The organism is Bradyrhizobium sp. Ses1 (assembly GCF_059512365.1).
Genome location: NZ_JCAMOQ010000072.1, coordinates 1 through 20,919 on the forward strand (window position 1 = coordinate 1; position 20,919 = coordinate 20,919).

The window sequence follows — 20,919 nt, forward strand, 5'->3', positions numbered from 1 at the left end:
CACCGATCCGCTCATGCCAGGCTGTATCGCGCGCAAGCCGAAGGATGGCTAGGTGGGGGCCTCATGCCGGTTACGATAAAGTGGGGAAGGAGCCGTATAACTGCACGGATCAGAATTAAGACCGGAATTGTGCAACATGAATCGACAGGTTGCGACGTAGCCTGCAACTTCAACCCCGGTTTGGCTCGGTCTGCTTGCTGATCCGCGTTTATTCTCCCCTTCTGCTGAAATGCCGAAGTGTCCGACGTTACTCAACCTTACCCAACTTCGGTTGGAAAGCCCACTTAAGACGAAAAAAGGCAGGTAGCCTGCTCGGCACTGCGGCCCTGGAAGAGGAGGGCGCGTGGGCGTACGGGCCAAAGAGCCCATGGGAGGGAAGCATGCCAAGGAAGCTCGCTGCTTTTTGCGGCCATTCGGCGAATTTTGCCAGAGGCGCTCTTATTTGCTCGACGCTTCTGACCGGAGCGGCCATTCCCCTTCAGCAAGCCAAAGCAGACGACGTCAACTGGAGGCAGTTCGAAGGTAGTTCGATCGTCTGGGCATACGACATTCATCCCTATGCTGACGCCGTCGCGGCTCAATTGCCGGAGTTCGAAAAGCTAACCGGTATCAAGGTGACGCCTGAGCTTTATCCGGACGACGCTTATTGGAATAAGCTAACGATCCAACTGAGCACAAAATCTCCGACTTGGGACGTCGTGGGGACGGGGATTCAGCCAGCCTGGGATCTTGCGCCAGGCCAGTTGCTCGAGCCGCTCGATCGCTATCTGACTGATCCGAAACTGACCGCATCAAACTATGACTACAAGGATTTCTTTCCCGCGCTGCGGGATGCGCTGACCTGGAAAGTGACAGATGGGCAGATCGAAGCGGGAAGCGGTCGGGTGTGGGCCATTCCGCACGGCTTCGAGAACATCCAGCTATTCTACCGTAAGGACATCCTCGACAAATTCGGCATCAAGGTGCCGACAACTCCGCCGGAGATGTCCGCCGCATGCGCAAAGCTAAAAGCTGCGGATCACGCACTCACGCCGTTGGGCGTCCGCGGCGTACGCTTTTGGAGCAGCATCCACACGGCTGCGATCTCGATTGCCAAATCTTACGGAGTGCATGATTTCGTCATTAAGGACGGCAAGCTGGACACGGGTCTGGACTCACCTGAGTCGATCGCCTTCCACAAGGACTATGTGGACATGATCAAGAAGTGCGCGGCTCCGTCCTTTGCTAACGACAACTGGTATCAAGTGGTCGATGGCATCAACTCAGGACGCACGGCGATGGCAATCGATTCCAACATGTTTGGCTTTTGGAACGACGTGGCCGGCAAGCCGGCCTCAGGTAAGATCGCATTCGCACCCCCCTTGCGCGCTCCGAACGGCAAAGACTTCGATTCCAACATCTGGATATGGTCGCTAGCGATGAACGCCGCTTCCAAGAAGAAGGGAGCAGCCTGGCTGTTCATCCAATGGGCAACCTCAAAGCAGGTTGATCTGAACGGCGCTGTTGCCGGCAAGCTCGTGAACTCCCCGCGCGCATCGACGTGGGCCGACAAGACCTGGGTCGAATATGCAGCAAAGCCGGAGTTCAACAACTTCCTCGACACGTTTAAGAAAGTGCAGGACAGGGCGGCATTGGCCTTTACCGCCCGTGTCGGATTCAGCGAAGCGATGAACGCTTGGGCTGTCGCTATGCAGAAGATGGTCAATGGAGCGGATATCAAGACCACGCTCGTTGACCTCGCTTCAGAAATCCGTTCGTCCATGTAAACCGTAAAAGGGGGCAGTCGTAACTGCCGCCCCTTAGACCTTAGAGATGTAATGAGATGGACCTTCGCGGATTCGACGGACTCGTGACCTTGCCGTCTTCTGCCAACCAACTTACATCGTCGAAAGATGAGCTGGTAGGTAACGCCGACGAATCAGCTTTGAATTGGTGGAGCATTGTCGCGATCGCTCCGGCTATCATCATTCTAGTCGGATTTCTTTTCCTGTTCTTCTATGGGGTCTTTCAGTCGCTCACCGACCTCAAATTTGGTCGGCCGCTGGTCCGCTTCATCGGCTTCGACAATTACGCGGCACTGATCAAGACAGATGATTTCTGGAACAGCGTTCGTGCGACCCTCGTTTACGCCGCCTCGGCGGTATTCATGGAGGCCGCGTTCGGACTGGCACTTGCAAAGTTGTTCGCGACAGAAGTCTTCCTTGCGCGTCTGATGCGTCCCGTAATCCTACTGCCATTAGTCCTGCCGCCAATGAGCGTAGCGCTCATGTGGACGACAATGATAGACCCGCAAAAAGGGATCATGAACTATTTGCTGTCACTTGCCGGAATCGGCGCACTTCCTTGGATTTCGGACCCCGGCACCGCAATGATCTCCCTGATCCTCATTGACGTATGGACCTATACGCCATTCTTCGCGCTGATCATCTTCGCCGGCCTACAGGGCATCACCGATGACGTGACCGAGGCCGCACGGGTCAATGGCGCGAAGGGTTGGGCAACCTTCCTGCACATCGAGCTGCCGCTCGTCGCTCCGTACATCTTGATCGCCGCAGTATTTCGGCTGATCGAATCTCTCAATCAATTCGATATCATCTTTGGGACAACACAGGGAGGGCCCGGCAACAGTACCGCCGTACTTTCGGTGCGGGCCTATATCACCGCGTTCCAAAATCTTGCCTTTGGGCGTGGGGCCGCCCTTATGGTGGTCAATTGGATGATCGTGCTGGTCGCAACGTTCGCCATGATCAAGTTGTGGCGCTTCGTTCGGCATCGCGTAAGCTGAAGGGGAAGCGCATGCGCGTCAAACGCTCGACGTGGACCAATTTGGTCCTTAACCTGCTCGTCGGCCTCTGCGCGGTGATCCTCACCTTTCCACTTGTCTGGATCGTGTTGATGTCGTTGAAGCAGCAGGCCGAGGTTATGGCCTGGCCGCCGAGTTTCGTCTTCTCACCAACCCTGGAAAACTTTCGCGTCTTGTTCGATGTCGCGCAGGCCGGCTCGACCAGCTACGGCACCATCAAGGTGGATTTCCTAACGCCGATAATTAACAGCGTCGTCATAGCGCTCGGATCCGTCATCATCTCTTTGCTCGCGGGAGTGCCTGCCGGTTACGTGCTGGCGAGGCGGGACATACCCTTAAAAGAGGACATTGCTTTCTTTATTCTTGGATTCCGCTTCGCGCCGGTGTTGCTGGTCCTGATTCCCCTGTTCAACGTGTTCCAGACGGTTGGACTCTATGACACTTATTTCGGCATGATTTGGGTATACCAGGTCATTACGCTGCCGATGATCATCTGGCTCAGCCGCTCCTACATTGAGGATATCCCGAAGGACATCGAGGAGGCGGCCGCCATGGATGGCGCGAAACCATTCCGGGTTGTCGTGCACATCGTGGTTCCGCTCTTGAAGCCTGGTCTGATCGGTGCCTCGCTGCTGATCTTCCTGCTCGCGTGGCACAACTTCGCACTCGGTCTGATCCTCAGTTCCACCAAGGCACCGGTCACTGTCGCTCTCCTCAAGCTGCTCAATCCGGGCGTGCAGTTCTATCCGGTCATGGCCGCAGGCTTGGTCGTGACCATGATAGTGCCCGTTATTCTGATCATCATCGGTCAACGTCATCTTGAACGTGGTCTTACCTTCGGTGCCGTAAAATGACTGCCCGGCCATTGATGTTCTTCGGAACGACGAATCTCGACCTCTGCTTCAATGTCGAGCGACTTCCGATGCCCGGTGAAAGCCTGATGGGCACATTGACCCGCCACCCGGGAGGCAAAGGTGCCAATCAGGCCGTTGCAGCCGCCCGGCTTGGACTTCGGCCCCAGTTCTACACGCATCTCGGGAATGACGACGCCGGTCACTCGCTGTTGCGCTCGCTAATTGACGCCGGCGTTTGCACGGATGCGATCAAGATCTGTGCGGGAGAAGTGTCGGGCTCAGCCCTGGTTATGGTCGGGGACGATGGCTCTAATATGATCGTCATAGATCCTGGCGCCAATCTTAACGTAACGGCAGAAATGATCGAGAGCGCGGCTGAATTCATAGAGCGCGACGCGATCGTCGTGGCCGAGATGGGCATGCCGATACCTGCGCTCAATCGGCTCTTCGAGATGAAGTGCGACAAAGGTTTCGAGCTTATCTTCAACCCGGCGCCGGTGAGGCCGGGGCTTTCATCGGCGGCGTGGAGAAGTGTCGATTTCGTCACGCCGAACCAGACGGAAGCTTTCGAGCTGACGGGGATCGAGGTCTATGACTTCGATAGTGCCGCGGGGGCGGCCGCGAAGCTCCTTGATCTCGGGCCGAATGCCGCACTGATCACCTTGGGTGCGCAGGGGGCCTTTTATGCCGATGCAAATAGCTCTTTTGCGCTGCGAGCCTTCCCAGTGAAGGTGGTCGATACCACAGCCGCAGGGGACGCTTTTAACGGCGCATTCGCCGCATCACTCGCCCAAACGCTGCCTCTAAGGGAAGCAGTGAGGAAGGCGCTGGCCGTTGCAGCCTTGTGTGTGACGCGACACGGGGCTCAAAGCTCCATGCCGACCGCCCAGGCGGTTGACGAGTTTCTAAAGTCCCAAACCATCTTGGAGTTGGAATGACCGAACAGTTCTCAGTGTCAGATAGAACGGTGCTCATAACCGGGGCCGGCGGGGGCATCGGCTCTGCCATTGCGAATGCGTTTCGCCGAGGAGGCGCGAACGTCTTTGCCGCCGATACCAATCTGGATACCCTCAGAGACACTCTGGCAAGATTGCCCTATGGCAATGGCATACTGCCCTTGGCCATGGACGTCGCGCGCGAAGAGGACGTCGCCAGAGCCCTCGATGAAGTTGCCAAACACTTTGGCCGGCTCGATGTGCTGGTCAATAACGCGGGGATAAAATCTGCCCAGCCGCTCCTGAACGGCAATGCGGAGAAAATTGAGCGTACCATCAAGATCAACTCGGTTGCTGTGCTGCGCTGCTCAAAATTGGCCGTCGAGCGCTTCCTGAAAAGTAAGGGGGGACGCATCGTCAATGTTGGCTCATCGCTGTCCTCGCAGGGGGCAGTCTTCAACTACCAGGCCGGCGGAGCCGACTACTGCTTATCCAAGGCGATCGTTCACGACGTTACGAAACTGCTCGCGTACGAATGCGCGCCCCTTAACATCAATGTCAATGCAATTGCGCCTGGGATCATCGATACTCCGATGCATGGGCGTCCGCGGCAGGAGACCGAAGCGCGCCATAGTGGCCGGATCCCCTTGGGAAGGGTGGGAGTGCCCGAAGACATCGCCGGACTTGCCGTTTTCCTCGCTAGCCCTGCGGCTGCTTACATCACAGGCCAGATCGTTCACGTGAATGGCGGGATGCTGATGAATGGCTGAAGCAGGATCTTACCTCAACTGGCCGCCAATCGAAGGGATCATTTCGGATCTGGATGGCGTCGTCTATCGCGGCAATGTCGCGTTTGCGGATGCTATACAGACATTTGGCCGATGGCAGGCGGGCGGATTGCCGTTCTGCTTTGTAACAAACAATTCAACGTACACCCCGGAGGATGTCGTCCACAAACTGGGGACGTTCGGGCTTGCCATCGAGCCAAAAGATGTGGTGACGAGCGCCATCACCGCCGCGCAGCTCATCCGCGCGAAATACCCGGATGCAAGCCGCGTATATGTCATCGGCGCGCCGTCCCTTGTGAAGGCGATCGCCGACGTCGATCTCGAGGTTACCGATCGAAACCCCGAGGTCGTGGTAATGGGACTCGATCGTCAGATCACGCATGACAAGATGCGGACTGCCGTCGAGGCGATCTTGAACGGAGCCGCCTTTATTGGCACCAACCCTGATCTCCTCTTGCCGACCGCCAACGGCTTCGAGCCGGGCGCAGGAGCAACGATCACAGCCGTAGCTGCTGCCACGCAAGTGAAACCCCTGATCGTTGGTAAACCCGAGGCTCATATGATCGAGACCGCACTCACGCGCCTGCGAACGGCTCGCAGCTCCACATTGCTCATCGGCGACCAGATCCAGACGGATATTCAGGCCGGGAAGCGGGCGGGTCTTCCGACCGTGCTGGTCACGACCGGCGTGCCGGCACGCGAGGACCCATCATTGATGCCGCCGGATTTCATCGTGTCCAGTCTGCGGGACATCGAGGTACCGGCTGCGATAGTCGGAAGCCCCCGGCAGAGGAGAGCATGATGGCCGATGTTCGCCTGGAAGGAGTCAACAAAGCGTATGGGACTATCCAGGTCCTACGCAATATAGACCTGATCATAGATCATGGCGAATTCGTCGTGTTCGTCGGACCATCGGGGTCGGGCAAGTCTACTCTTCTGAGAATGATCGGAGGGCTGGAGCGAATGAGCGGAGGGCGGCTGCTGATCGACGACGAGGTTATCAACGATGTCGACGCGGCTGACCGCAACCTTGGGATGGTGTTTCAGAGTTACGCCCTCTATCCGCATATGACCGTCCGACAGAACCTCGCGTTCCCTCTTCGTATGGCCAAAGTTGCGAGAGCCGAGATCGATACCAGGGTCGTTGAAACTGCGTTACTATTGCAGATCGATCATCTGTTGGATCGTAAACCGCGACAACTCTCAGGCGGGCAGCGCCAGCGCGTTGCGATCGGCCGGGCGATTGTGCGCGAGCCCAAGGTGTTCCTGTTTGACGAACCGCTGTCGAACTTGGATACGGAATTGCGGGTGCAAATGCGGGTCCAGATTGCCAAGCTGCACAAGCAGCTCGGCAACACAATGATCTATGTCACTCACGACCAGGTCGAAGCGATGACCATGGCCGACAAGATCGTCGTTCTTAAGGACGGCAATATCGAGCAGGTCGGCAGCCCGCATGATCTCTACCACAATCCGGCGTCCCGATTTGTGGCGGGGTTTATTGGATCGCCTAAAATGAATTTCCTCAACGGCGAAATCCAGTCGGCGCACGAGGCGGGCATGAACGTCAGACTGGATGCGGGTACGACAGTATCCGTCCCCGTCCAACCGGATAAATTGCTCGTCGGCAAACCCATCACGCTGGGAATTAGGCCGGATGATTTCTCTCCATCCTCTGCTTCGAAGAAGGAAATCGCAATCGAGCTCGAGGTCGACTTTGTCGAGCATCTCGGCAGCGTCACCTACATATATGGCAACGCTGGAAACGAAGCAGTGGTCGCAAGGGCGCCTAAGCCCGAGCCACTCAAGAGGGCCGGCAAAATTCGTCTTGCTGCCTCTCCGGCAGACTGCCACCTCTTCATGGCGAATGGAAAAGCACTACGACGGTTGCACGCGCCCGCGAATTGGAGCTAAGTTTCGTTACCTGCCGTGCAGGATGCGGGCTCGGTATGCAGACACGGACGGACCAGGTGAAGGCCGGCGGTATCAGGCAGTTCTTCCGCGACTCCCGTTCGTTTGTGCTTGGGGCGGGAATCGGATCTGGCATGACCGCGAGAGCGGCCGAACGAGCGGGCGCAGATTTCGTTCTCGCCCTCAATGCGGGCCGCTTTCGGGCTATGGGCGGATCTTCGCCGGCCTCGATACTTCCTATTCGCAATAGCAACGAGTTCGTAGCCGGTTTCGGCCGGACCGAGATCCTGCCTAGCACCAAATTGCCCGTATTTTTGGGGGCCTGTGCGTTCGATCCACAACTAGATATCGACCGCTGGCTCGACCGGATCATCAGATGGGGCTTTTCCGGTGTCACCAACTTCCCGTCAATCGTCCACATCGATGACTACAGGAGGTCGTTGCTCGAGAACTGCGGTCTTGGCTACGACCGCGAAATCGAACTTCTAGTCAAGGCCGCAAAACGCGGCCTTATGACCATCGCCTATACGCGCACCCAATCGGAAGCAAGACGCATGGTTGAAGCGGGCGCTGAGGCCATCTGCATCAACTTCAATCTCAATCGCGGCCTCGAAACCGAATCTGATCCATCGATCAGCTTATCGGAGCTTGCTGCGCGCACGAGCGCTGTTGCACGCGTCGCTCAATCCATCGATAAAAGCGTTATCTGCCTGCTTGGCGGCGGACCGATAACGAAACCCGACGAATTGCTGGATGTCTGCCGCGAAACCGGTATCCGAGGATTCATCGGAGGCTCTTCGCTGGACCGCGTACCGTTGGAAATGTCGGTCCTTGAGGTGACTTCGGGCTTCAAGACCATTCATTTGTTGCGGGAGAAGGTCGACCTTCTTGAGCGTCAGCTTCAGTTGAGCGGGTATAGGCACGGAGTGATAGCGCAGTCGTCGGCCATAAAGCGCGTGCTCGAGACCGCAAAGCGGCTGGCTAGGAATCCTAATCCTGTGCTCGTTTGGGGCGAGCCCGGCTCAGGCAAACGGAGGATAGCCGGCTTGGTCCATGCCTTTAGCGACCGTAGGCACTCGAACGCCGTGCTGTTTCATTGTCGCAGGGGGCTAGCGATCGATACGGTCGGTGCGTTGTTCGGCGCGGAGCGTGAGAACAGGAGACGCCAATTATCCGCCCTGGAAAGTGCAAGCGATACTGCCATATTGTTGTTGCATCTCGATCAGCTTTCGCGCGAAGGGCAGGAGCGTCTTGCAGACTACCTCGAGACCGGCAACTTCACGCCCTTGAATGGCATCTCTGTTCTGCGGTCCACTGCACGAATAATTGCGACTGCGACGGTTGCTCGCGGAGCGGGGCTGGAAACTGTGCTATGTCCCCGGCTTCTCGCCTTGTTTGCCGGGCTCGACATTGCGCTCCCAGCTTTGCCGGACCGGCTGGAGGACCTTCCTCAACTGGTTCAACATTTCGCCGTAGAGGCCAAGGGAGATTCGAACGCGCAAACGCTCGCCATTGAAAACTCGGCATTCTTGGCGCTCGCTGGCCATCATTGGTCCGGCAACCTCAGGGAATTGCGCCTGATCGTCAATCAGCTGGTGACGCTGCCAGATACCCATATCACCGCGGACGTATTAAAGCCGTTGCTGAAAGCGTCTTCGCCCGGCAAGCCCAGAGCGCCGTTCTCGGAGCGCGAGTGGATCATCGAAGGCTTGAAACGAAACAGGCTTCACCGCGGCAAGACCGCCCGCTCCCTGGGGCTTTCAAGAAAGACCTTGTACAACAAGATCAAGAAATTGCGGATACTGGAATAGCTTGCGCTCGTCAATTTTTTCGGACCGGCCGCTTCGATACGATCCCATCCAAGAGCGCAAGCTTCGGCACCGACGAGCCGTGCTCGCTGCCATGGCTTATCAGCTCCATGTCCTCGCTAATCGTCAGCTTGAGAGTTTCTGGCGGAAAATAGACGATGCCCTCCAGATGGGAGCCGAGCCTGCGCTCCGCCGCTGTAATTTCAGAATCGTTAACGGCGGCGAACAAGGCCTTGAATCCCTGGCTGGCGAACCATTCCATGCGCCGAAGTTCGAGCTCCCGTCCGGCATCAATCGGTACACCACCAATCGATCGCTCGATCATGGATGCGGGGGGGAAATTCACTACGCCGGAGATCCCCGCATCCTTCAATGAGTCGGCAAAATCCTCCCAGCACGCGAATGGATCGATCATGACCATCGCCGCATAGACGCGAGCGGATGTCCTCTTTCGAATGGTACGCAAGTCTCGCAAAAGGCAGTCGTTCCAGTCAATGATAGGCAAGGTTGCCATGACGAGCATGGAGCCTCCTGGAAGGTGACGCAAAGACGGCGCATAGATTTCCAGGTATGCGCCTTTAGGTGTGGCCGACAGGTGTGGGGCAAGCTTGCCTATGACTGTCCCTTTCACGACTTCTACCCAATCTTACCCATCCCGACGTTTCACCGATCTTATACGCACGTACAGCCCGGTCTAGAGCATCTGGTGCTAAGAATGGTCCGGGAGGAAGATCGTGCCTCACCATTGCACGGACGACCAGACGTCGATCCGGGATGGTAGCCCGTCGGAGGTTGCCGCTGCAGCCACGACCACGGGCGCCGTCGCCATCGTGGCCACGCTGGATACCAAAGGCCGCGAAGCGTCTTTCCTGTCGGAAATCATCGAGGCGTGCGGCCGCAAGTCCCTCCTAATCGACGTCGGCACCCCGACGGCGGCTGGCGGGTCTAAACAAGCCGATGGTCACAGCGCTCGCGTCGCCTCGCCCGCCGGGCTTTTGAAAGAAATCGCCGCAAGGACCCGCGCAAAAGTTGGCGACCTCCAGACAACAGGGACTATCAGCGCCATCGTTGGTGTTGCGGGCGGCAAGGGGAGCGCAGTTTTCGGCGAAGTGGTGTCTGATTTGCCCTATGGCTTCCCCAAGCTTCTGGTCAGTAGCGCCAGGCCGACGCTGCTCGCCGAATTGGCAGTCCATAACGACATCATCCTCTATCCGACCTTGGTCGATCTCTTCGGCATCAACACCTTTACCGCAAGGGTCCTGGAGAATGCGGGCAGGGCCATCGCGGCGATGCGTTATGCGCCTGCCACGCATGCGCGGAAAAAGAAGATTGTTGCGATCACGGCCTTCGGAGTTACGACGCCGGCCGCAAATCAGTGTATGGCGCGCCTTGCCAAAGCCGGTGTCGACGCGATCGTATTTCCGGCCAACGGAGCTGGCGGCCGCAAAATGGAGCAGCTTATCGCGGCCGGCGAATTCGACGCCGTCTTTGATCTAACCACAACGGAGCTGGCTGACGAAATCGTTGGGGGCACCGCCAGCGCCGGTCCGGATCGGCTCAAGTCGGCTTCGCGCCGCTTGATCCCGCAAGTGATCGCGCCTGGCGCGGTCGATATGGTCAACTTTGGCTCGCCATCCAGCGTCCCTGATCAATTTCGGGGACGTCAATTCTATTCCCATACACCCTACACGACCCTCATGCGCACAACGGCGTCGGAGACCGCGAGCATCGGCCGGCTCACAGCCGAGCGGCTATCGCAAGCGCAGGGGCCTGCAATCGTCCTTTGGCCGGCGAAAGGCGTTTCCGATTACGACCGCGAAGGCGGCATTTTTCGTGATGCCGATGCTGGCAGCGCCTGGCTCGATGCGGTCAAGAAAAAACTCCCGCCGACCATCCCGTGCCAAGAATTGAACTGTCACATCAACGATCCCGAATTCGCCGACGCTGCCGCGAGGTGGATCCTGAAACGGTTGCGGGAAGGAGACTGATGCGATGCGGATGTTTGAGCGAACCGAGATACTTTCCAAAATCGCGGGACAGGTAAAGGAAGCAAAAGCGGTTCTTGCCGCTGCGAGCAGCTGCGGTTTGGTCGCGAAATGCGCCGTCCTCGGGGGAGCCGACATGCTGGTGGTCTACAGCACCGGGCTTTCGCGGCTCATGGGGCTTCCCACCAGCCGGATCGGCGACTCCAACGCACGCACGCTGGAGCTTGCGGTAGAAATCCGCAACGTCGTGTCTTCCGTTCCTGTCATAGGCGGCGTCGAGGCGTGGGATCCTGTCCGGCTCGACCTTGATGCCCTTCTGGACAGGTTCTGGGCGGCCGGCTTCTCCGGCGTGATCAACTACCCGACCATCTCTACCATGGGCGAGAAATGGCGTGATCGCCGCGGCCGCGTGGGGCTCGGCTTCGAACGCGAACTCGAGATGATCGCGGCTGCCCGCAAGAAGAACATCTTCTCGCTTGCCTATGTCGCGAGCCCGGAAGACGCCAAAGCGATGGCAAGTAGCGGAGCCGACTGCATCGTCCCACATGTCGGCGCAACCCGCGGCGGGCTCGTGGGTCATGAGGAGGGGCAGTCCATAGAGGAGGCGATCAGACGCATTAACGAGATCAACGCGGCGGCTAAAGCGGTCCGATCGGACGTCATCCTCCTTTGCCATGGTGGAGCAATCGCAGAGCCGCAGGATACGTTCGACGTCTATCGCTCGACGCAGTGCGTCGGCTTTGTTGGCGCTTCCTCCATCGAAAGAATTCCAATTGAACGGGCAGTGAAGGCGGCGACAGAAGAATTCAAAGCTGTCCCGCTTCGGCGAGATCACTGACGTTCATCGGGCTTGCAGCGAGGCTGGAATGGACAAGCCGACCAACCAATCAGGCAAACATAAGACAGTGGCATTCCCGCGAGGGGGCAGGTCGGATCATGATTGGGAGACAGATGTCCTCGTGATCGGTAGCGGTGCGGCCGGGCTTTCGGCGGCGCTCTACGCGGCAAAGGCCGGACTTCGCGTGACCGTATGTGAAAAATCCCCGCGGCTCGGGGGGACGACGGCCCTGTCGAATGGCATGATCTGGATTCCCTGTACGCCCCAGGCGCGGTCCGCGAAAATTGATGATTCGCTTGCGAAGGCCAGGACCTATCTGCAGCATGAACTTGGCAACTACTATCGGCCAGACTTCATTGATGCCTATCTTGAGGACGGCCCAGCTGCTCTCGCCGCGCTCGAGAACGGGACAGAGGTCAAGTTCACGCTGGCCTCGGCGCCCGATTATCACTCCAGCCAGGTCGGCGGAGTTGATAAGGGCCGGGCACTCAGCCCTGCACCCTATGATGGACGGCTTCTCGGCACCGACTTCGATCTGATAGGCGACCCCATTCGTGTTGTGCTCGGGGGAATGATGATCTCATCCGGCGAGGTGAGAAGCTTCTTAAACCCGTTCCAATCGTTTGCTTCGCTCAAGCATGTCTTGCGTCGCGTGAGCCGCTACGCACGGGATCGGTTGCGTTACAGGCGTGGCACTGAGCTCAGTGGAGGCAACGCCTTGCTTGCGCGCTTGCTGGTGAGCTTGCGCAAGTATGGCGTAGAGATATGGCCGGCGTCTCCCCTTGTAGAGCTCATCAAAGAAGCGGGGCGCGTCACGGGCGCCAGTGTCAAACTGATCGATTCCGACATTCGCGTGCGCGCTTCGCATGCGGTCATCCTCGCAACGGGTGGCTTTGCCCGCAACGCGCAACTGAGAGCAGAGCTAAGCGGCTGGCACCAGCATAACGACACGCTGGCCCATCCCGATGTCACCGGCGACGGCATTGGGCTTGCGACGAAGCTCGGAGCCGCGATTGACAATGATGTCGCTTCGGCTGGCTTCTGGACGCCAGTGTCAATCCTGAAGAGCGGCAGCCAGTCGCAAGTTGTCCCGTACGGCTGGCTCGACCGCGGTCGCCCCGGTGTCATCGCGGTGGGGCCAAATGCTCGACGTTTCGTTAACGAATCCAATTCGTACCATGACATCTGCCTGGCAATGTTTGGAAACGGATATCCGGTAGACAAGCGGTTCTACTTCGTCTGTGACCAAGACTTCGTCCGACTGAGAGGCATGGGACATTTGCTGCCTTGGCCCTGGACCTTGAGCATCGGAAAATATGCACGCCTTGGCTATATCAAGGTGGGCCGAACGATTCCGGAGCTCGCGAAGCAGATGGGGCTAGACCCAGCGGAGCTTCAAAGGACCGTCGAGGAACACAACGCGCACGCTGCCGAAGGACGCGATCCGCTCTTCAAACGTGGTGAATCGGCCTTCAATCGTACGCTAGGTGATCCGGCCGTGGGAACGAAAAATCCAAATCTTGGACCGATCCGAAACGGCCCGTTTGTCGCGCTGCCGATCGTTGCGGCAACGCTCGGCACGGCGACCGGGTTGGCAACCGATACTTACGGGAAAGTCTTGGACGCAGAACACAGACCAATCCCAGGTCTCTACGCGTGTGGCAATGACATGACCTCGCCGATGCGTGGAATTTATCCCGGAGCAGGCATCACAATCGGTCCGGCAATTGTCTTCGCATACCGCGCCGTCAACAGCATCCTGCTATCCGCTCATCACGCGCATAAAGCCGCGGCTTCAGGAGCTTGACCGTCAAGGCACTGGTTTCGGTGGTGATGGCCATGTCCTCGGTCGTGCGAAGAGGGGCGGGATGGGTCGTGCGCGCCATGCCAAATTGTCGCAACCTTTGGTTGCGCTTGCGGCCCGAAATGATCCGCGCTCTCTACGTTTTCCGGCGCAGATACGTTCAGGCTAAACTTCCACCACGGAGCCCACGACCAACATGCGAGGATCTATGCCTCGATCCGCGCACTCGAGTGAGAGTTCGGCCCTTCGATCGGGGTGCTACAGGATCTCCAAGTCCGAAGATCCGCCTCGGCTCCCTTGAACGGGCAAGTTGACGCTGCTCGTCGGCGAAAAGGTGTGCTTTGTGCTCGATAGAGTGAAAGGCGGCAAGCAATCGATTCCTCTGGCTCATCCGGAAAGATTTGCAGCCGCTCATCCCGGCCAGGATCCTCTCATTGACGACGCCGGCGTGCGCCTGAGCGTATTAGTCCTGGGGATGGCGAAACTGACGCTCGAGTCGCTGTCGGCCGCATGGTCGCCATGCGTGGTAGCGAAGACACTACATCGCGATCCCCAATATCGCAGGAGCCCTGTTCTCCTATCGGACTGAGGAGATTCCAACAGGTTGATTGACAGGTTCGGCAACGACATCGTGGCCCCAAGCTCACGCGGCGCGCAGTGCCGGACAGATTGCCCCGACACATTGTCCTCTCCTTCATCGTCAAACCCTCGACCCTTTTACGGGCGCGCTCGGTGCCACTTGGGAAATTGCCGAGGCCGAAGGATCGCTCAGGAGTGTTTTGCTGCGACTCTCAACTCATTGGTCGCCTTGATCTACCAGCGGCCGGCGTGCTTGCGGCAGTTCGAAAGTTGCTCGGCGGACGCAACGCGTGCTGCTGTGCGAAACCAAACGCCTCCGATGTCTGGAACACACCAACTTGCTTGCGAACGCGACATTCGGCCAGAAAAACGCGACCAGGTTCCTCTGGTTTGCGCTGGCTCGAATCCTGCACCGCGCTACGGACGAGGTCGACAGGAGGCACGTTTATGCGCATCTGCGGTATCAAACTGTCGCATGACGGAGCGATTGCTCTTGTCGAAGACGGACGACTTGTCTTTTGTGTCGAGCAGGAGAAGCGGGGCAACAATCTGCGGTATCATCCCATTGACAATCTCGATGCAATTGTCGCCGTCTTGGCGGAGCACGGTTTGGATCCGCGGGATGTTGATCAGTTCGTCATCGACGGTTGGCTCGGGGAGGTCGAATCGCAGTTCGAGGTCCTCAGTGGTGCGGCGCCAATCACTCTCAAAGGAGCACCGTATCTTGAACGGCATCCCGAGGGCCTCCTCATTTCGCGCGACGGCTTTGGCCTAATGCTCGAGGGCAGGGTCTTTCCTTATAGGAGCTATCCGCACGTCACTGCCCATGTGACCTCCGCATACTGCACGAGCCCATTTGCCAAGGTCGGACAACCTGCCTTCTGCCTTGTATGGGACGGCAGCATCGTTCCACGTCTCTACCATGTAGAACGCAGCGGCGCGCGGTTCATCGAATGCCTGTTTCCGATAATAGGCCATGCCTATGCTGTCGCTGGCCATCATTTCGGACCTTACAGGCAGGCGAATCGCACCAGCTGGGATCTAGGTGTGGCCGGCAAGCTGATGGCCTACATCGCACTGGGGTCTGCTGATGAAGAGATCGTGACGGTGTTTCAGGAGCTCTACGAGCAGCGCTTTGCGGCCGACACGGACCAGGCTCGCCGTTACCGTGCGGAGATCAGCAGCGCCCAGTCGTCACTTGCGGCTACGCACGACTTCTGTGACGCGAGCGAGCTCCGACTAAACGGCAAGCGAGCCGAAGATGTACTTGCATCGTTTCATGTGTTCCTAGAGCGTATGCTCATCCGGGAAATGGCCATTGTCTTGCAGCGGCATTCGTATCTTCCGGGATCGCGCAATTTGTGCATAGCCGGTGGCTGCGGTCTCAATATCAAATGGAACAGTGCACTACGTGCGACCGGCCTGTTCGATGCTGTCTGGGTGCCGCCGTTTCCGAATGACAGCGGCTCGGCAATTGGTGCCGCTTGCTGCGCAATGGCGGTGGACAAAGGCTTCGTGCCGCTGGAATGGTCGGTCTACAGTGGCCCGGCCCTGCGACCCAGTGAAGCCCCGCCCGAATGGGAGAGCGCGCCGTGCAGCATGCGCGAACTTGCGACGATTCTCGCCAGCAATAAGCCCGTGATATTCCTCGCCGGGCGCGCCGAGCTCGGACCACGGGCATTGGGTGGCAGAAGCATTCTCGCAGCCGCTACATCGCCGGGAATGAAGGACTATCTCAATGACATCAAACTTCGCGAACACTTCCGGCCAGTGGCGCCGATATGCCTGGAGGACCGTGCGCCGGACATTTTCAGCCCCGGAACGGCGGATCCTTACATGCTGTTCGATCATCAGACACGGGCGGAATGGCGCGACAAGATCCCCGCCGTTGTACACCTCGACGGATCTGCCCGACTGCAGACTATTGCCAGAACGTCTCAGCACAAAGTTGCCGAGCTGCTCGTCGAATGCGAAAAACTCACGGGCATTCCGCTGCTATGCAACTACGAGTGCCAACCACCATGGACGTGGTTTCTTCCCGGATGTCGCAGCAGCCTGCCAGTGGGGACGCGTTGATCACGTATGGTGCGATGGCCGGCTCTGGACCAAGAAGGCTTACAACTGAGCTATTGCCGCTGAGCGTGTCTTTAAAATGAGCACATCGTCATGGTCGCAATCGACCTTGTCGACGTAAGAGACAATATGGCGAGAAGATCGCTGTCGACCGGCTGTCGCTGGCCGTTGCGCCGGCAGACTGCTCCAGCTGACCGAACGGTGCGGGCAAAAGCACGATTGCGCTTATGGTTGGCCTCGTACTGCCTGACACAGCGAGCAGACCATTCATGATCGGAAATCCGCGATTGCGCCCGCTCGCGCCTGGCCCGCGGCATGCGCCTCCTCGCCGCCGGGCGAGCCGCCGGCAGCGGATACTCAATGGATCGTTGGCGCGATAGTGAATTTCGCATTATCGATTCGAATGGAGCCTTGCGCTGGACCTACAGTCGGGCCGGAGGTATTACTGGACAGATCCGGTAAACCGGAATGCGTTCTCGAGGTCATACTCGACATCACCGAAGAACATAACTGCTGGAAGGCCCTTAAGGTTGACGTGGAACGCTACAGCGCTCTGATTCAGATTGCCAGTGGGTTGCTATGAAACGGCAGTTCCGACGGTCGCGTCGCGAGACTCGCGAGCGCAAGGAAGGCACCCGAAGATCACCAATCTATGGTCGAAGAGTGGATGGATCCATTCCATGAAGGGAGCGCGATACTGCTCTCAAAGGGCGGGCGGTCTCGGTCGACACAGGGGCGCATGACAAGGTCGAGCACCGGCTACGACAGTCAGAGGGGGTTATCGCTGGTACCGCTGCACGGCTGTGACGGTAGCGTTCGCGAATGGTTGGGCATTTGGAGGACGTGCACAACGAAAAAGTCTCGGCCCGGCACACAGCCCCATGGAGGCTCACCGGGATGCAACTGCCCGCCGCCTGCGGCATGCTGAGCTTGTCAGCGAAGCAGTTGGCCGAGCGAAGTGGTTTTCTTCTGCGGTCACTCGCCGGCTCGAGGAGTACAGCCACTCTCCGCCGATGCTCGATGGAAATCCTCCGGAACACGCTTTCGCTCGCTGCCGAACTTCTGTCGTCCCTTTCAGTTGGATTGTTCTAATTCCCCCGATAGTTCGGCGATCGCTTCCCGAAGAAGGCGTTCAATCCTTCCTGTTGGTCGGACGTGGCGAATGCGTAGCGGATCGCTTGCCGTTCGAATTCCAGGCCCGCATCGAGTGTGGTCTGAAAGGCGGCGAGAACGGCCGCCTTGGCGAGTTCTGCCGAACGCGGCGGCTTGTGTGCGATGATATCTGCGATTTCCAGTGCTCGCGCCTGTGCCTTGCCGTTCTCGACAACTTCGGCGACCAGGCCAGCCTGTCTCGCTGTATGGGCCGAAATGGATTGGCCGGTTAGGATCATCAGCATCGCCAACGATTTACCTGCCACGCGTGTCAAACGTTGGGTCGCGCCGTCGCCTGGCAAAATTCCGATGTTGATCTCAGGCTGACCGAACAGCGCGCCTTCGCCTGCAATGACGATATCGGCGAGCATCGCGAGTTCGTGGCCCCCGCCAAAGCAAATCCCCTCAACGGCAGCGATAAGTGGCTTGGGGAAATTGGCGATTTCCCGCCATGCGCTGCGCCGCCCGGAATTGTCGATCGCCTCAAACCCGCGCTGCTGCATTTCCTTAATGTCGGCTCCGGCCGAAAAGAAGGCTTCGCTCCCGCAAAGGACGACGCAGCGGACATCGTCATCGAGAGCGGCGTTGTGGCAGGCGCCCGCAAGCTCCGCGATCAGCTCATTGCTCAATGCGTTTCGTTTGGACGTCCTGTTCAATGTCAAAAGGCGGACGTGGGGCTGAGGTGACGTCGACAGAATGAGGTCGGGCTTCGCGGTCATTAGCTTCTCCTGAAAACAAACCGGGCAATATGGTCTATACTGAAATCGTTTTCACAACAATGGTCGCGCCTGCACTTCCCCTGCGATTACTGATTCCTGGGTCGCTGCCGCCTCTGGGGACGTTCGCTCGGCCGTGGGGGCGCTGTCGATGATCGCATGACCAGCCGATAGGGCAACAAGACGCTTCGCGGAACCGGGCTTCCAGCGATGGCATTGATCAGGTAGTCGGCCGCGCCACGGCCGATTTCCGCTGCCGGAACGCTGACCGTCGTCAGCGGCGGGTCCGTCTGGGCCGCGAGCTCAACGTCGTCGAATCCCGTGATGGAAAGGGCGCCCGGCACGCTCAGTGCCATTTTGCGGGCTTCCGCCATTGCGCCAATGGCGAGTGTATCGGTCGTGCAGATCACCGCCGTCGTATCCGGGTGGTCAGCGAGCAGTTGCCGGAGCGCGCTGCGGCCTTGGGCAAGCGAGTAGTCTGCCCTGATGATCTGGGTCGGCTTGAGCGGGATGCCCGCGTCAGACAGGGCGCGCTGAATGCCCTCGAGCCTGGCGCGGGATCGGTCGTTGGACGCAGGAACAACGTTGGCAATCGCTCCGAAACGGACATGTCCAAGTCTGATGAGATATTCGGTCATGTCACGGGTGGCGCTCTCGTTATCGATACCGATCGCCGGAATGCCGCCAGGCGCTTTGGAAACATAGGTCGTAATCACGGGCACGCCGGCCTGTTCGATCAGCGCCCTAAGTTCACGTCCGTGCGAGCCTCCGACCAGCACGATCCCGTCGATGCCGCGGTCGATAAGGCTCTGCATCTCCTGGAATTCACGCCGTTGGTCGTATTGGGAATTTGCAATGAACAGCGTATAGCCGCTTTCGCTGAGGCGGTTCTGTAGCGCTTCCACGCCTTCGGCGAAGATGCCGAGCGCTAGCGTCGGAACGATCATGCCAATCGTCCGCATACGTCCCGATTTCAAGGCCCTGGCCGCGCTATCGGGCGTATAGGACAGGTCCGCGATATGCCGCATCACTTTATCGCGCAGCTCCGGCCTGACGATTTCCGGGTGATTGAGCACCCGAGACACCGTTGCCGGCGAGACATTTGCCTTTCGCGCAACGTCCTCGATCTTCACGCGAGGGTGCTGGCGGCCTTTGGGGTCGATTACAGGCTTCTTGTCCATCTGCTCTGGTCAATCAAGCGAAGAAGGGAAGTGTCTTTCGGTGAGGTTTAAACCATCCTGACGGCAACCTTCTCAAGCCCGGCGTGCGCGCGATCCGCGTTATTCTTGAATGCGCGCTGTGCGTTTACTGAATTGGATGATGGTGGGCCGCCGGCCTTCCCAGCTTTCAACCCGCTTGACTCCAGTCCTGAAGAAGGTGTATCCTGAAATCGATTTCATAAATGCAGTACTAAAATACCTCTGCATTAGGAAGGACAAGGGCAAGGCCGTATGGTCGATCTTCTGAGGGGCATTCGTGTCCTGAGCTTCAATCATTTTCTGATGGGTCCGGTCGGCGTGCAGTTTCTCGCCGATCTCGGCGCGGACGTGATCGCGGTGGAGCCGCCCGATGGTGCCTTTCAGCGGAAATGGGGCGGGGCGGACAAACGGGTCGACGGCCAATCCATGTTGCTTCTCACGGGAAACCGCAACAAGCGCAGCATAGCGCTCGACCTCAAGAAGCCCGAAGCCGTTGCGATCGCCAAAAGGCTGATCGCAACATCAGATGTGATCACAGAGAACTTTCGCCCCGGCGTGCTCGACAAGCTTGGTCTTGGCTATGAGAATGCAAGAAAGATCAATCCTCAGATCATCTACGCTGCAGCCTCCGGCTATGGTCCTGACGGACCCTACATCAATCGCCCGGGCCAGGATCTGTTGATCCAGGCGCTATCGGGACTAGCGATGATCACCGGAAGCCGCGAGCAGGGTCCGCGGGCCGTGGGCGTTTCGGCCATTGATCATCATGGCGCTGCGTTGTTTGCGGCTGGGATCTTGGCGGCCTTGGTGAGGAAAGCGCGCACGGGGCAGGGGTGCCGGGTTGATGTCAGCCTGCTGTCGGCTGCGCTCGACCTGCAGATGGAATCTTTTACCTGTTACCTGAATGGCCAAAGGCCAGATGATGTGCGTCAGCCGGGACCAGTCGCCGGTTGGTACTACGAGGCACCTTACGGCATCTATGCGACGCGCGATGGCCATATCGCGATCTCTCTCGGATCGCTTGATGCGCTCTCAGAAGCGCTCGGCCTTCCTGCGAATCAGCGTATTCCTGACAAGGACGCGTATCGCCGGCGCGACGAAGCTTCGGCTGCGATCGCGGCCAATGTCGCCAACCGTACGACAGCGGAATGCATTGTCCTGTTCGAAACGCGTGGAATTTGGCACGCGCCAGTCAATGACTATGCGCAGGTCGTTGCCGATCCGCAGGTCGCGCACAATAGGAATTTTCAGGTCGTCACTGGCGCGACGGGGGCCCCGATCACGCTTGTCAGCCATCCGGTGCGCTACGACGGGAAGCTGCCGGAAGTACGTTTGCCACCGCAGCAGCTCGGCGCGCAAACGGAAGAGATCCTAAAGGAGCTGGGCTACGACGCCCGGCAACTGAAACATCTCTACGACAAGGGCGTCGTCGGCGCCGTGACGTCTCATCATTAAACAAGAACATAAGCTTCTC

The 20,919-nt window shown here is 58.5% G+C and carries 16 protein-coding genes and 1 pseudogene; 14 read left to right on the plus strand and 3 right to left on the minus strand.

Annotated features, from left to right (window positions below):
- The first annotated feature begins 380 nt into the window (after positions 1–380).
- The 8 genes from AC5ZG5_RS41905 to AC5ZG5_RS41940 all read left to right on the plus strand — a co-directional run bounded on the left by AC5ZG5_RS41905 (position 381) and on the right by AC5ZG5_RS41940 (position 9,102).
- Entirely contained in the window at positions 381–1,766 is a 1,386-nt protein-coding gene (locus AC5ZG5_RS41905) for an ABC transporter substrate-binding protein (RefSeq protein ID WP_456645713.1), read from the plus strand.
- Positions 1,767–1,822: 56 nt separating this feature from the next.
- A complete protein-coding gene (locus AC5ZG5_RS41910) occupies positions 1,823–2,785 on the plus strand; it encodes a carbohydrate ABC transporter permease (protein WP_456645714.1) in 963 nt (320 codons plus the stop codon).
- A gap of 11 nt (positions 2,786–2,796) precedes the next feature.
- Positions 2,797–3,657, plus strand: a complete 861-nt coding sequence (locus AC5ZG5_RS41915; RefSeq protein WP_456645715.1) for a carbohydrate ABC transporter permease — start codon at positions 2,797–2,799, stop codon at positions 3,655–3,657.
- Entirely contained in the window at positions 3,654–4,595 is a 942-nt protein-coding gene (locus AC5ZG5_RS41920) for a ribokinase (protein ID WP_456645716.1), read from the plus strand. The genes AC5ZG5_RS41915 and AC5ZG5_RS41920 overlap by 4 nt, the downstream gene beginning before the upstream one ends.
- A complete protein-coding gene (locus tag AC5ZG5_RS41925; protein WP_456645717.1) occupies positions 4,592–5,362 on the plus strand; it encodes an SDR family NAD(P)-dependent oxidoreductase in 771 nt (256 codons plus the stop codon). Before AC5ZG5_RS41920 ends, AC5ZG5_RS41925 begins: the two co-directional genes overlap by 4 nt.
- A complete protein-coding gene (locus AC5ZG5_RS41930; RefSeq protein WP_456645718.1) occupies positions 5,355–6,182 on the plus strand; it encodes an HAD-IIA family hydrolase in 828 nt (275 codons plus the stop codon). Before AC5ZG5_RS41925 ends, AC5ZG5_RS41930 begins: the two co-directional genes overlap by 8 nt.
- A complete protein-coding gene (locus AC5ZG5_RS41935; protein WP_456645719.1) occupies positions 6,182–7,294 on the plus strand; it encodes an ABC transporter ATP-binding protein in 1,113 nt (370 codons plus the stop codon). Before AC5ZG5_RS41930 ends, AC5ZG5_RS41935 begins: the two co-directional genes overlap by 1 nt.
- A gap of 131 nt (positions 7,295–7,425) precedes the next feature.
- On the plus strand, positions 7,426–9,102 hold the full coding sequence (locus tag AC5ZG5_RS41940; protein WP_456645720.1) for a phosphoenolpyruvate hydrolase family protein: 1,677 nt from the start codon (positions 7,426–7,428) through the stop codon (positions 9,100–9,102).
- A 10-nt stretch (positions 9,103–9,112) separates the two neighbouring features.
- On the opposite strand, the gene AC5ZG5_RS41945 is transcribed toward AC5ZG5_RS41940, so the two are convergent.
- A complete protein-coding gene (locus AC5ZG5_RS41945; RefSeq protein ID WP_456645721.1) occupies positions 9,113–9,622 on the minus strand; it encodes a hypothetical protein in 510 nt (169 codons plus the stop codon).
- Positions 9,623–9,929: 307 nt separating this feature from the next.
- Between AC5ZG5_RS41945 and AC5ZG5_RS41950 the strand changes: the two genes are divergently transcribed.
- The 5 genes and pseudogenes from AC5ZG5_RS41950 to nodU all read left to right on the plus strand — a co-directional run bounded on the left by AC5ZG5_RS41950 (position 9,930) and on the right by nodU (position 16,430).
- On the plus strand, positions 9,930–11,087 hold the full coding sequence (locus AC5ZG5_RS41950) for a Tm-1-like ATP-binding domain-containing protein (protein ID WP_456645722.1): 1,158 nt from the start codon (positions 9,930–9,932) through the stop codon (positions 11,085–11,087).
- Positions 11,088–11,091: 4 nt separating this feature from the next.
- Entirely contained in the window at positions 11,092–11,922 is an 831-nt protein-coding gene (locus AC5ZG5_RS41955) for a phosphoenolpyruvate hydrolase family protein (protein WP_456645723.1), read from the plus strand.
- Between the two features lie 28 nt (positions 11,923–11,950).
- Positions 11,951–13,729 carry an FAD-dependent oxidoreductase gene (locus AC5ZG5_RS41960; RefSeq protein WP_456645724.1) on the plus strand — a complete coding sequence of 593 codons (1,779 nt, stop codon included), beginning with the start codon at positions 11,951–11,953 and terminating at the stop codon, positions 13,727–13,729.
- A 307-nt stretch (positions 13,730–14,036) separates the two neighbouring features.
- Positions 14,037–14,315 carry a hypothetical protein gene (locus AC5ZG5_RS41965; RefSeq protein ID WP_456645725.1) on the plus strand — a complete coding sequence of 93 codons (279 nt, stop codon included), beginning with the start codon at positions 14,037–14,039 and terminating at the stop codon, positions 14,313–14,315.
- Between the two features lie 437 nt (positions 14,316–14,752).
- Positions 14,753–16,430: pseudogene (gene nodU / locus AC5ZG5_RS41970) on the plus strand (nodulation protein NodU).
- A 1,036-nt stretch (positions 16,431–17,466) separates the two neighbouring features.
- Here nodU and AC5ZG5_RS41975 read toward each other — a convergent pair.
- Together AC5ZG5_RS41975 and AC5ZG5_RS41980 are read right to left on the minus strand one after the other, a co-directional pair.
- The gene (locus tag AC5ZG5_RS41975) at positions 17,467–18,249 is read right to left on the minus strand and encodes an enoyl-CoA hydratase-related protein (protein WP_456645726.1); all 783 of its coding nucleotides are present in this window, start codon (positions 18,247–18,249) and stop codon (positions 17,467–17,469) included.
- 86 nt (positions 18,250–18,335) lie between these two features.
- Positions 18,336–19,427, minus strand: coding sequence for a LacI family DNA-binding transcriptional regulator (locus AC5ZG5_RS41980; RefSeq protein ID WP_456645727.1), 1,092 nt, complete (start codon positions 19,425–19,427; stop codon positions 18,336–18,338).
- Between the two features lie 270 nt (positions 19,428–19,697).
- On the opposite strand from AC5ZG5_RS41980, the gene AC5ZG5_RS41985 reads away from it, so the two are divergent.
- Positions 19,698–20,900, plus strand: a complete 1,203-nt coding sequence (locus AC5ZG5_RS41985) for a CaiB/BaiF CoA transferase family protein (RefSeq protein ID WP_456645728.1) — start codon at positions 19,698–19,700, stop codon at positions 20,898–20,900.
- Positions 20,901–20,919: the final 19 nt, after the last annotated feature.

What these genes read in the sequence shown, in the direction of transcription:
- AC5ZG5_RS41905 (WP_456645713.1), top strand. Translation starts at nt 381, where the DNA reads ATGCCAAGGAAGCTCGCTGCTTTTTGCGGCCATTCGGCGAATTTTGCC.
- AC5ZG5_RS41910 (WP_456645714.1), top strand. Translation starts at nt 1,823, where the DNA reads ATGGACCTTCGCGGATTCGACGGACTCGTGACCTTGCCGTCTTCTGCC.
- AC5ZG5_RS41915 (WP_456645715.1), top strand. Translation starts at nt 2,797, where the DNA reads ATGCGCGTCAAACGCTCGACGTGGACCAATTTGGTCCTTAACCTGCTC.
- AC5ZG5_RS41920 (WP_456645716.1), top strand. Translation starts at nt 3,654, where the DNA reads ATGACTGCCCGGCCATTGATGTTCTTCGGAACGACGAATCTCGACCTC.
- AC5ZG5_RS41925 (WP_456645717.1), top strand. Translation starts at nt 4,592, where the DNA reads ATGACCGAACAGTTCTCAGTGTCAGATAGAACGGTGCTCATAACCGGG.
- AC5ZG5_RS41930 (WP_456645718.1), top strand. Translation starts at nt 5,355, where the DNA reads ATGGCTGAAGCAGGATCTTACCTCAACTGGCCGCCAATCGAAGGGATC.
- AC5ZG5_RS41935 (WP_456645719.1), top strand. Translation starts at nt 6,182, where the DNA reads ATGGCCGATGTTCGCCTGGAAGGAGTCAACAAAGCGTATGGGACTATC.
- AC5ZG5_RS41940 (WP_456645720.1), top strand. Translation starts at nt 7,426, where the DNA reads ATGACCGCGAGAGCGGCCGAACGAGCGGGCGCAGATTTCGTTCTCGCC.
- AC5ZG5_RS41945 (WP_456645721.1), bottom strand. Translation starts at nt 9,622, where the DNA reads ATGCTCGTCATGGCAACCTTGCCTATCATTGACTGGAACGACTGCCTT.
- AC5ZG5_RS41955 (WP_456645723.1), top strand. Translation starts at nt 11,092, where the DNA reads ATGCGGATGTTTGAGCGAACCGAGATACTTTCCAAAATCGCGGGACAG.
- AC5ZG5_RS41960 (WP_456645724.1), top strand. Translation starts at nt 11,951, where the DNA reads ATGGACAAGCCGACCAACCAATCAGGCAAACATAAGACAGTGGCATTC.
- AC5ZG5_RS41975 (WP_456645726.1), bottom strand. Translation starts at nt 18,249, where the DNA reads ATGACCGCGAAGCCCGACCTCATTCTGTCGACGTCACCTCAGCCCCAC.
- AC5ZG5_RS41980 (WP_456645727.1), bottom strand. Translation starts at nt 19,427, where the DNA reads ATGGACAAGAAGCCTGTAATCGACCCCAAAGGCCGCCAGCACCCTCGC.
- AC5ZG5_RS41985 (WP_456645728.1), top strand. Translation starts at nt 19,698, where the DNA reads ATGGTCGATCTTCTGAGGGGCATTCGTGTCCTGAGCTTCAATCATTTT.